The sequence below is a fragment of the Amycolatopsis sp. NPDC058278 genome (assembly GCF_042881395.1).
Lineage (GTDB): Bacteria > Actinomycetota > Actinomycetes > Mycobacteriales > Pseudonocardiaceae > Amycolatopsis.
On record NZ_JBHVXZ010000050.1, the window covers coordinates 57,071 to 67,658 of the forward strand.

A 10,588-nucleotide genomic window follows, 5' to 3' on the forward strand; every position below is an offset into this window, starting at 1 on the left:
CGGGTGCTCGCCGGGTCACCCGGTTTTCTGACAACGTTGTCAACCCGGCTGATCCGCTCACCCCGGGAGGAAGAGCATGCGCAGAGTCGTCACCGCGGCTTTGATCGTCCCCCTCGTCACCGTCAGCCTGACCAGCCCCGCCCCCGCGAACGCCGAACCCGCGAACCGCGATTTCGCCGCGTACGTCAACCCGTTCGTCGGCGCGAAGGCCGGCGACACCCCCGAGACCAACACCTACGCCGGCGACACGTTCCCCGGCGCCGACGTCCCCTTCGGCATGGTGCAGTGGAGCCCGGACACGCCGCTGCAGCCCAAACCACCCGCCGGCCAGGGCCGCTACTACGCCCGCGACCGCGACGGCGGCTACGCCTGGGAAGAGAACCGCCTCCGCGGTTTCAGCCTCACCCACTTCAACGGTGCCGGCTGCGGTGGCGCGGCGGGTGACGTGCCGTTCCTGCCGTTCGCCGGCACCCTGACCACCTCCCCCGCCGTCGACGCGACGAAGTACTTCCCCACCTTCAGCCACGCGAACGAATCGGCGTCACCCGGCTACTACAAGGTGACGACCGACTCGGGCATCACCACCGAGCTCACCGCCACCCAGCGCTCCGGCCTGGGCCGCTTCACCTTCCCGAAGAACTCGCCCGCCACCCTGCTGATCGACGTCGCGCAGTCCGCGATGGGCAGCGACGACGCCGCCGTGACCGTGGACCCGGCACGGCGCACGGTCGAAGGCTGGGTCTCCAGCGGCCACTTCTGCCGCGGCCCGAACACCTACAAGGTCTACTTCCAGGCCACCTTCGACCAGCCGTTCACCACGTCCGGGACCTGGCAGGACGCGACCGTGACGCCCGGCGGGACCGGCGCCCGCGGCGGCAACCTGAGCAAGACGACGTGGGACAAGCAGGTCGTCACCGCCGAGGGCGGCTCCGGCGCCTACCTGACCTTCGACCCGGCGAACCCGGTCCAGGTGCGCGTCGGACTGTCCTACGTGGACGCCGCGGGCGCCCGGCTCAACGCCGCGCTGGAACAGCGGCACGACTCCTTCGACACCGTGAAGGGCAACGCACGCAGGACGTGGAACGACCGGCTGCGCCAGATCGCCGTCGAAGGCGGCACGGACGCGGCGACCAGGACGTTCTACACCGCGCTGTACCACACGCTGCTGCAGCCCAACGTCTTTTCCGATGTGGACGGTCGTTATCCCGGCTTCGACAAGGCGATCCACCACACGAAACCAGGTCACGCCCAGTACGCGAACTTCTCCGGCTGGGACACCTACCGCGACGAGGTCCAGCTGCTGTCGCTGCTCGCCCCGCACGAGGCCGCCGACATGGCGCAGTCGATGCTCAACCAGGCCGACCAGGCCGGCGGGATCTGGGACCGCTGGTCGCAGAACAACGACTTCATGGGCGTGATGGGCGGGGACCCGTACCACTCGATCATCGCCAGCACGTACGCCTTCGGCGCCACGGACTTCGACGCCCGCAGTGCCTTGAAGTCGATGGTCGGCGGCGCCACCCGCGTCCAGCAGGCGGGCGAACGCGCGCTCGAACGCCCCGGCCTGTCGGACTACCTGACGCTGGGCTACCACCCCAACAACGTCTCGGACATGCTCGAGGAGACGACGGCCGACTTCGGCATCGCGCAGCTGGCCCAGCGGCTGGGCCAGAAGAGCACCTACCAGCAGTTCATGGCCCGCGCCCAGTACTGGGAGAACGTCTACAACCCGGCCACCGGCTACCTGCAGACCCGGATGCGCGACGGCCAGTTCCTTTCGCCGTTCGATCCCGCGCAGTACCAGGAGATGCGCTACCAGGAGGGGAACGCGGCGCAGTACACGTGGATGGTGCCGTACAACGTCCGCGGCCTCTTCGACGCGATGGGCGGCAACGAAGCCGTGAAGAAGCGTCTCGACTTCTTCTTCACGAAGCTGAACAGCGACGCCAGTTCGCCGTACGCGTTCATGTCGAACGAGCCGTCGTTCGAGGTGCCGTGGGAGTACGCCTACGCGGGCGCGCCTTCGAAGACGCAGGACATCGTGCGGCGCTCGGCGGAGCTGCTGTTCAAGCCGGGCGAGGACGGCCTGCCCGGCAACGACGACCTCGGTGCGACGTCGGCGTGGTACGTCTTCGCCGCGCTCGGCATGTACCCGGAGGCGCCCGGGCGCGCGGAACTGGTCCTGGCCAGCCCGATGTTCCCGAAGATCACGCTGACGCGGGCGACCGGGCAGCGGATCGCGATCACCGCGCCCGGCGCGTCCAGCTCGGTGAAGTACGTGAGGAACCTGCAGGTGAACGGCCGGCCGAGCACCAAGCCGTGGCTTCCCGAATCCTTCGCGGTGAACGGCGGACGGCTGGACTTCACCCTCGGCGCGTCGCCGACGTCGTGGGGTTCGGCGGCCTCGGACGCCCCGCCGTCGTTCCGCGACGGCGAGGTCCCGGTGCGCGGCCGCGTCGGCCCCGGCCGCGTCGTGGTCGCGCCGGGCGGAAACACCAGCGCCACGGTGACCGCCGAGGGCATCACCGGTGCGGGCACGGTGTCCTGGCAGGCGAAGCCACCGGCGGGGATCACCGTGACGCCGTCGAGCGGCACGCTCACCGTGGGCGCGCACGGGACCGCCGCGCAGCAGGTGAAGGTCACCGCTACGGCCGGGATGCCGGACGCGTACACGAGCGTGCCGGTGAGCTTCAGCGGGCAACCGGTGCCCGCGTACCTGCCGGTGACGGTCGGAAAGCCGGGCACGCTCCACGCGGCGAACACGAACGTCGGCGTCACCGACGACCGGCTCGTCCAGTACGGCGACTTCGGCGAGACCGACCTCTACCCGGGTGGGTTCGCGTTCTCCTACTCGGCGCAGGGGTTCGCCGCCAACGGCATCACGCCGGGTGGGACGGTGACCGCGAACGGGCAGCAGTACCGCTGGCCGTCGAGCCCGACGGGGTCGCCGGACAACGTGATCGCGGCGGGGCAAACGCTTGCGGTGGACGCGCCGGCGGGGGCGGCGAAGCTGTCGTTCCTCGGCGCGGCGACCGGCGCCGACGCCCAGGGCACGGTGACGGTCACCTACACCGACGGCTCGACGCAGCAAGCTTCTCTGGGGCTGTCGGAGTGGCTGCTGAAGGGCGGTGCGGAGACGCCGCAGTTCGGGAACACGGTGGTCGCGAAGGTGCCGTACGTGAATTCGGCGTTCCCGAGGTACATGTTCCGGCTGCAGCGGCCATACACGTCATACCTGTTCGCGACGGCCCCGATCGCCCTGGACCCGGCCAAGCAGGTTCGCGGCATCACCCTGCCCACCGCCACCGGCGCGGGTCAGGAGCACATCTTCACCTACGCCGTGAGCTGACCGGGCGGCCCGGGTCGTGCGTCCGTCACGACCCGGGCAGCAGGCCGACGGCGCCGCGGGCGACCTGGGCCCAGGCCAGCCGGCCGAACAGGTAGTGGCACGCCACCTGTTCGCTGGTGAACCGCGCCCAGTCGTAGCGGTTGCCCTGCTCGCGCCAGAACACCTCCCACGCCTCGTCCTCGCCCTGCATCAGGCACCAGGCGTTGTCGACCTCGGTGCCGAGCGAGACGACCTCCGGCGGCACGCCCAGCACGCCGAGCCACCGCTGGATCGACTGGGTGTTCATCAGTCCTCTTCCCCCTTGGCCTCGGCGAGGTAGCCGAGGGTCACCAGTTCGTCGGCCGCCAGCAGGGCACGGTACCGCGTGCCGCCGCCGACCTGCCCGAACCAGTTCGCGGTCTCCGAGCGCCACATCGGCACCTTGCGCACCACGACGTACCGGCGGTATTCGGCGTCGAGGAACGCGGGTGGCAGGGAGCGTTCCGCGAACGGCGTGCCGTCGGCGAAGAGCACCCGCCCGTAGGCCGGGCCGAAGCGGTCGAGGACCGTGTCGGCCGGGACCATCACCGGCTCGGGCCAGTCCACGCTGCTCTCGGGGAACTGCTCGCCCGGTGGCCACGCGTATTCGGGGCCGAGATCGCTGTGCCCGACGACGAACCGGCGGATCCAGACCGCCTGGGTGGCGCGCGCGTACGGCACGTACCCGTCGGTGAGGTGCCGCGGCACCGGCCGCGACGGCGCGGTCGGTGAGCGGCGGAAGCCCGCGGTGACGTTGGTCAGGGCCTGGTCGTCGAAGATCAGCCGGGCGTCCGGGTGGTCGTTCGGCGGGAAGCCGTCGGGGTCGTCGGGCAGCGGCAGCTGGCGGGCCGGCTTGTCCATCGCCACCGGCAGGTGCCCGATCGGGAACATGTGCACCAGGAACAGCGCGACGACGCTTTCCCGTTCCTTGCGCGGCGAGCCGAGCGGCGGCAGCGGTGCGGGCGACCCCGGGTTCGGTGGCGGGCCCGCGACCGGCGGTGGCCCGGCCACCGGCGGCGGCAGCGGGGCCGGCGTCGGCGGGGCCGGTGGGGCCGGGGGCAGCGGGAACGGCGGCAGCAGCGGCGACACCGCGTGCGGCCAGGCCGCGGGGTTGCCCGAGGGCGGGGTCGGGGCCTCTTCGAAGGCGCCCGAATCCGCCATGCCGTACCCGGGCAGCTGCACCGGCCCGGTGTCGAGGTCGGCCTCGACCGGTTCGGAGCCCGCCTCGGAAGGCTCGGTCACACCCATCCTCCGGCTCGGTCGGTGCCCGGGGGCACACGCTGTTCGACGCGGCCGCGGCGCTGCCGGTCCCCCTTGATACCGCACCCCTTCCCCCGGGGCGCGACGAGGTCAGTTTCTCCTTCGGGGGCTCCGGGTGGCGGAGTCCCCGGCCCCGGTCAACACAGTGCGGCGACCACGCGGGACGGGCTCGGGCGGCCGAGCTGTCCCGCCATCCACACGCTGGCCGCCACCAGCGCGTCCAGGTTGACACCGGTGGCCACCCCGAGACCCTCCAGCATCCACACCAGGTCCTCGGTCGCCAGGTTGCCGGTGGCCGATTCGGCGTACGGGCAGCCGCCGAGCCCGCCCGCCGAAGAGTCCACAGTCGACACTCCACATCGGAGCGCCGCGAGCGTGTTGGCGAGAGCTTGACCGTAGGTGTCGTGGAAGTGCACGGCCAAAGTGCCGACATCGCCGAAGAGCCCGATGAGCGCTTCGACCTGCCCGGCCGTCGCGACGCCGATGGTGTCGCCCAGCGAGAGCTGCGAACACCCCATGTCCAGCAGGCGGCGGCCGGCGGCGGCGACCTGCTTCGCCGGCACGACGCCTTCCCAGGGGTCGCCGAAGCACATCGAGAGGTATCCGCGGACGGCCAAGCCCGCTTCCCGGGCCCGCGTGACGACCGGCTCGAACATCGCGAACTGCTCGTCGAGCGAGGAGTTGAGGTTCTTGCGCGCGAACGTCTCCGTCGCGCTGGCGAAGATCGCGATGTGCTCGACGCCGGCTTCGAGAGCCCGGTTCAGGCCCTTTTCGTTCGGGACCAGCACCGGGTACCGGACGCCTTCGCGGCGGTCGAGCCGGGCCAGCAGCTGCTCGGCGTCGGCGAGCTGCGGCACCCACTTCGGGTGGACGAAGCTGGTCGCCTCCAGCGTGGTGAGCCCGGCGCCCGCGAGGCGGTCGAGGAACTCCAGCTTGACCTCGACCGGGACGATCGCCTTCTCGTTCTGCAGCCCGTCGCGCGGGCCGACCTCCCAGATCGTGACGGACTCCGGCAGCTCCCCCGCCGAGGGGACCCGCTCGGGCAGGCCCAGTGCGCGCGTGCCCATCAGCGGCGTCGCTCGCCACGCGGCGGGCGGCCCTGGGGCGGCAGGGGCGTGGTCTGCTGGGGCTGCTGCTGCGGGGCACCCGCCCGGTAGTCGTCGTACGGGTTGTCGTTGACCTCGCGGTAGATGACCGTGTGCACCTTCTCGACGTGCGGGATGTCCTCGAAGCGCAACGGCTCGTCCGACGCCGACTCGATGATGAGCGTGCCGCAGCCGAAGACCCGGTCGAGCAGGCCGTGCTCGAACTGGACGCTGTTGATCCGGCCCATCGGGATGTCGATGCCGGTGCGCTTGAGGACGCCCTCGCGGGCGATCAGCCGGTCCGTCGTCACGATGAAGTGAGTGGTCCGCCAGCGCACGAGCGGCGCCAGGAACAGCCACACGATCAGCACGAGCGCCACGACCCCGATGGCGATCAGGCCGACCGTGTTCCACGGCGAGCCGGCGTCCTTCGCGAGGAGCGCCAGCCAGATGCCGGCGCCCAGCGTGACCAGGAACGCGAGCGTCGGGAAGATCAGCATCTTGAAGTGGGGGTGACTGTGCACCACGACGTGCTCTTGCTCACTGAGCAAATCGTCCGGATAAGCCACGGCGGACGCTCCCAAGGTCGGTGCGGCGGTGTCGTCTCACCGTACCGGCGAGCGAGGAGGCGGTGGGCGCAACACCCGAAGAATCAGGCCGGACGCACGTGGACCACGTCACCTGCGAAGACGGTGTGCCGCTGCCCGCCCGCCACGTCGACCTGCAGCTGCCCGGCGGCGTCGATGTCGGCGGCGCGCCCGGTCAGCGACGTCCCGTCCGGCAGCTGCACCTCGACGTCCTGGCCGAGGGTCGCGCAGTGGGCGCGGTAGTCGCCGAGCAGCCCGGCCTCGGTGAGGTCGCCGCCGGCGAGGCGCCAGCGCCGCTCGAGGTCGTCGAACCCGGTGAGCAGCGCGACGGCGACGTCGGTGCGGTCGGTGTTCGTGGCGCCCTGCTCGGCCAGCGACGTCGCGGGCAGCCCGCCGGGGCCCGGCTGGACGTCGCCGAGGGGCAGCACGTTGAGGCCGATGCCGAGCACGATCGACGGGTCGTCCCCGGCGACGGCCTCGGCGAGGATGCCGGCGCACTTGGCGCCGTCGACCAGGACGTCGTTGGGCCACTTGAGCACGGCGTCCACCCCGACGGACGCAGCGGCCGCGCGGACGGCGAGCCCGGCGACGACGGACAGTGAGCCGAGCACCGAGAAGGGGACACCCGGCCGGAGCGCGACGCTCAGGTACAGCCCGGCCCCCTTCGGCGAGCTCCAAGAGCGGGCCCGCCGGCCGACCCCCGCGGTCTGCTCCTCGGCGAGCAGGACGGTCCGGTCGGCGGCGCCGTCTTCGAGCGCTTTCCGCAGGTCGGCGTTGGTGGAGCCGGTGCGTTCGACGACGTCGACCTTCGCGTAACGATCTTGGAGCGCCGTGGTGAGCCGGACAGCGTCGATCTCGGGCATGTGCCCACAATATGGGAGCCCCCCTAACGTGCAAGCTACTCGCTCGTTCACTAAGAGGTGCGCTCTTCTAGATTGGAACCTGTGACGACGAAGCCGAGTTCGTGGGCCCGCGGCGCTGCGCTGCGCGGTCTGGTCGCGCTGCCGCTCGTCGCCGGGCTCGTGACGGCGGGCTGGCTGCTGGCCGACCGGTCGCCGGAACCCGCGGCCGTCCCGGCTCCCCCGCCGGTGGTGCGCGACGCGGCGTCGGGCCCGTCGGTCCTCGAAGTCAGTGCACCGGTGAAGGCGCAGGAACCGGGCCAGGGCGCGTCCGGCCAGGGCGGCAAAAGCCCCTTGCAGCAGTGGGCCGACCAGCTGGCCGGGCCCCTCGACATCCCCGCGGACGCGCTGATCGGCTACGCGAACGGCGAACTCGCACTGCGCGGCGAAGACCCGTCGTGCCACCTCTCGTGGGTCACACTCGCGGGTGTCGGCGCGGCGGCGTCCGACCACGGCCGGGGCGGCGGCAACCTGCTGGGCCTCTCCGCGACGCAAGCCAAGAAGTACGGCTCCGACGCGCCGGTCGCGGCCGGGCGCGTCCTCTGCGCGGGCGGCACCGACCTCGGCGCCGGCCCCGGCTGGTGGAAGGCCATCGCGGCGTACCACCCGGGCAGCGACACCGAGCTGTTCCGCCAGCGCGTGCTCGGCATGGCGCAGCTGTACGCGACGCTGTCGCTCGACCCGGCGTCGGCGGGCTCGCCGCGTGTCCGCGCGACCCGCTTCGCGCTGGGCCAGCTCGGCCTCCCGTACGTCTGGGGCGGCAACGGCCCGGACGCGGGCGCGGCGGGCTTCGACTGCTCCGGACTGACGAAGGCGTCGTACGACAGCGCGGGCGTCGCCCTCCCGCGGACGGCGGACAGCCAGTTCCGCGCGCTCCCGCCGGTCCCGCCGGCGCAGGAGCCGCGCCTGGGCGACCTGGTGTTCTACGGCAGCCCGGCAACGCGCATCCACCACGTCGGCCTGTACCTCGGCAACGGCCTGATGATCAACGCCCCGACCGAGGGCCAGGCGATCCAGATCCACACGTACCACTCGAAGGGCGACGACTACGCGGGCGCGGGCCGCCCGGCCTGACGAACCTGACGAACCCCGATCCTGGGATCCTCGAGCTCGGCCAGCACTTCCGTCACCTCGCTCACCGCGGCACCACCAGCCCCGATTCGTAGGCGAACACCACCAGCTGCGCCCGGTCGCGCGCGTGCAGCTTCGTCATGGCCCGGTTGACGTGCGTCTTCGCGGTGAGCGGACTGATCACCATCCGGGCGGCGATCTCCTCGTTCGACAACCCCCTCGCCACGAGCGTGACGGCTTCGCGTTCCCGGTTCGTCAGCTCCGTCAGCCCCGCGCCGGGGACGAGCGGCTGGGTCACGTACCGGTCGATCAGCTTGCGGGTGATCGACGGCGCCAGCAGCGCGTCGCCGCGAGCCGCGACGCGCACCGCGTGCAGGAAGTCCTCCGGCTGGATGTCCTTGACCAGGAACCCGGCCGCACCCGCGCGCAGCGCCTCGAAGACGTACTCGTCCAGGCCGTAGTTGGTCAGGATGACGACGTGCACCGCGGTCAGTGCCGGGTGCGCCGCGATGCGCCGGGTCGCCTCGATGCCGTCGACGCCGGGCATCTGGACGTCGACGAGCGCGATGTCCGGCAGGTGCGCCAGCGCGAGCCGCACCGCCTCGCCGCCGTCGCCCGCTTCGGCGACCACCTCGATGTCGTCTTCGACGTCGAGGAGCGCACGGAACCCGCTGCGGATCAGCGGCTGGTCGTCGGCCAGCAGGACGCGGATCACGTGGGGTCCACCGGCAGCTCGGCCTGGACGCTGAAGCCGCCTTCGCGGCGAGGCCCGGCCTGGAGCCGGCCACCCAGCGCCGTGACGCGCTCGCGCATCCCGGTCAGGCCGACGCCCGGCGCACTGTCCACGGTGGCCTGGCCGTCGTCGTCCACCCGGATGACCAGCGTGCCGGGCCGGTGGTCGATCCGGACCGACGCGGTGGCCGCGGCGGCGTGCCGGGCGACGTTGGTCAGCGACTCCTGGACGATCCGGTAGGCGGTCCGGCCGACCGCGGCCGGCACGGCGTCGCGCGGGCCCTCGACCGTCAGCTGCGCGTCGAGACCGGTGCTCCGGGCGCGGCGCACGAGGTCCGGGACGTCGTCGAGCCCGCGCGGCGGATCCTTGTCGTCGTCGCGCAACGCCTCCAAGGTCGCCCGCAGTTCCCGCGCCGCCTCGCGGCCGGCGTCGCGGATCGCCAGCAGCGCGTCGGGCACGTCTTCGCCGCGCTTGCGGGCCAGGTGGACGGCGACTTCGGCCTGCACCTTGATGACGGAGATCTGGTGGGTGAGCGAATCGTGCAGCTCCCGCGCGATGTGCAACCGTTCCTCGTCCGCGCGCCGCCGCGCGGTTTCCTCGCGGGTGCGCTCGGCTTCGTCGGCCCGGCGCTCGGCCTGGCGCAGCGCCTCCCCCGCCGCCCCGGCGGCGATCAGCCACGCGATCTGGAGAACGTCCCGCGACTGCGTGAACGCCGCACCGGTGCCGGCCACGCCCGAAGCCAGGAGCGCGAGCGGAACCGCGGCCAGCATGAGCACCGAAGCGACGACCGCGGCGATCCGGTGTCCCGCCCGGACGGCGGCGTACACGGCGAAGAGGTAGGCGACGACGGGCACTTCGAAGCCGGCGACCTGGTAGGCGAGCGCGCAGACCGCGGTCACGGCCAGCACGGCGATCGGCGCCCGGCGGCGCGCGGCCAGCGCCAGCCCCCCGGCGGCCAGTGCGGCGTACCCCAGCACGTCGAGGTCCGCCGGCGCGTGCGTTGCGGACAGCCCGGCGACCACCAGGGCCACCGCGACGCCGGCGGCGATCACCCCGTCGAGGATCTGCGCGCGGCTCACCCCTGAACCCTAACCGGGTGACCGCGCGACGAAGTCCCGCGCGAAGAGCATTTCCGGGCTACTGCGCCCGTGGTAGCCCGCCGGTTCCCTGCGGTGTCCGCGGCAGCGCGAAGTGTCTGCTCCGGCACAACGACGGGCGAGGGGTCCGGCGGACATGCTCTCGGAACACCCGAGAGAAGGAGCTGCTCATGAACGTCCACCTCGCCGCGGTCAGTGCCTACGACCTGACCCCGGGACGGCTCTGGTCCTTGATCGCCGTCGTCTTCGGAGTGGCCGGGGTGGTCGCGGGCGGGCTGGCACTGGCCCGCGGCCGGGGAGCCGTCGTGGCCTTGGCCGGCGGACTGGCCGCCGTCGTCATCGGCGGGTGGGTCGTGGCCGCCGCGAAGGGCGGGCCCGGCACCGGCTACGGGATCGTCGGGGGCTACGTGGACCTGGTGATCGGCGTGGCCGCCCTCGTCCTCGGCGGGCTGTCGATGGCCCGGTCGCGCGGTTTTGTCGGTGGTCGCC

Annotated in this window: 10 protein-coding genes; 3 read left to right on the forward strand and 7 right to left on the reverse strand. The window is 72.4% G+C overall.

All coding sequences use genetic code 11. The features are described from left to right. The first annotated feature begins 76 nt into the window (after positions 1 to 76). Entirely contained in the window at positions 77 to 3,349 is a 3,273-nt protein-coding gene (locus ACFVYA_RS25495) for a GH92 family glycosyl hydrolase (RefSeq protein WP_387048459.1), read from the forward strand. Between the two features lie 25 nt (positions 3,350 to 3,374). On the opposite strand, the gene ACFVYA_RS25500 is transcribed toward ACFVYA_RS25495, so the two are convergent. The 5 genes from ACFVYA_RS25500 to ACFVYA_RS25520 form a co-directional block, all read right to left on the reverse strand. Further along, positions 3,375 to 3,635 (reverse strand): hypothetical protein, encoded by a 261-nt coding sequence (locus tag ACFVYA_RS25500; RefSeq protein ID WP_093948765.1) that lies wholly within the window; start codon positions 3,633 to 3,635, stop codon positions 3,375 to 3,377. Then, positions 3,635 to 4,609 carry a TNT domain-containing protein gene (locus ACFVYA_RS25505; protein ID WP_387048460.1) on the reverse strand — a complete coding sequence of 325 codons (975 nt, stop codon included), beginning with the start codon at positions 4,607 to 4,609 and terminating at the stop codon, positions 3,635 to 3,637. Before ACFVYA_RS25505 ends, ACFVYA_RS25500 begins: the two co-directional genes overlap by 1 nt. A 155-nt stretch (positions 4,610 to 4,764) precedes the next feature. Beyond that, positions 4,765 to 5,694: a hydroxymethylglutaryl-CoA lyase gene (locus tag ACFVYA_RS25510; RefSeq protein ID WP_387048462.1), complete on the reverse strand. Its 930-nt coding sequence runs from the start codon at positions 5,692 to 5,694 to the stop codon at positions 4,765 to 4,767. Further along, entirely contained in the window at positions 5,694 to 6,281 is a 588-nt protein-coding gene (locus tag ACFVYA_RS25515; RefSeq protein ID WP_387048464.1) for a PH domain-containing protein, read from the reverse strand. The genes ACFVYA_RS25510 and ACFVYA_RS25515 overlap by 1 nt, the downstream gene beginning before the upstream one ends. 83 nt (positions 6,282 to 6,364) lie before the next feature. Further along, positions 6,365 to 7,162: a biotin--[acetyl-CoA-carboxylase] ligase gene (locus ACFVYA_RS25520; RefSeq protein ID WP_285988350.1), complete on the reverse strand. Its 798-nt coding sequence runs from the start codon at positions 7,160 to 7,162 to the stop codon at positions 6,365 to 6,367. Between the two features lie 81 nt (positions 7,163 to 7,243). On the opposite strand from ACFVYA_RS25520, the gene ACFVYA_RS25525 reads away from it, so the two are divergent. After that, the gene (locus tag ACFVYA_RS25525; RefSeq protein ID WP_387048466.1) at positions 7,244 to 8,272 is read left to right on the forward strand and encodes a C40 family peptidase; all 1,029 of its coding nucleotides are present in this window, start codon (positions 7,244 to 7,246) and stop codon (positions 8,270 to 8,272) included. Positions 8,273 to 8,333: 61 nt separating this feature from the next. On the opposite strand, the gene ACFVYA_RS25530 is transcribed toward ACFVYA_RS25525, so the two are convergent. Continuing rightward, complete coding sequence (locus ACFVYA_RS25530; protein ID WP_387048467.1) at positions 8,334 to 8,984, reverse strand: response regulator; 651 nt, start codon at positions 8,982 to 8,984, stop codon at positions 8,334 to 8,336. Beyond that, positions 8,981 to 10,081, reverse strand: coding sequence for a sensor histidine kinase (locus ACFVYA_RS25535; protein ID WP_285988347.1), 1,101 nt, complete (start codon positions 10,079 to 10,081; stop codon positions 8,981 to 8,983). The genes ACFVYA_RS25530 and ACFVYA_RS25535 overlap by 4 nt, the downstream gene beginning before the upstream one ends. 188 nt (positions 10,082 to 10,269) lie before the next feature. Between ACFVYA_RS25535 and ACFVYA_RS25540 the strand changes: the two genes are divergently transcribed. Continuing rightward, positions 10,270 to 10,588: DUF6223 family protein (locus tag ACFVYA_RS25540; RefSeq protein WP_387048470.1), on the forward strand; the 319-nt coding region annotated here is incomplete at its 3' end.

What these genes read in the sequence shown, in the direction of transcription:
- ACFVYA_RS25495 (WP_387048459.1), top strand. Translation starts at nt 77, where the DNA reads ATGCGCAGAGTCGTCACCGCGGCTTTGATCGTCCCCCTCGTCACCGTC.
- ACFVYA_RS25500 (WP_093948765.1), bottom strand. Translation starts at nt 3,635, where the DNA reads ATGAACACCCAGTCGATCCAGCGGTGGCTCGGCGTGCTGGGCGTGCCG.
- ACFVYA_RS25510 (WP_387048462.1), bottom strand. Translation starts at nt 5,694, where the DNA reads ATGGGCACGCGCGCACTGGGCCTGCCCGAGCGGGTCCCCTCGGCGGGG.
- ACFVYA_RS25520 (WP_285988350.1), bottom strand. Translation starts at nt 7,162, where the DNA reads ATGCCCGAGATCGACGCTGTCCGGCTCACCACGGCGCTCCAAGATCGT.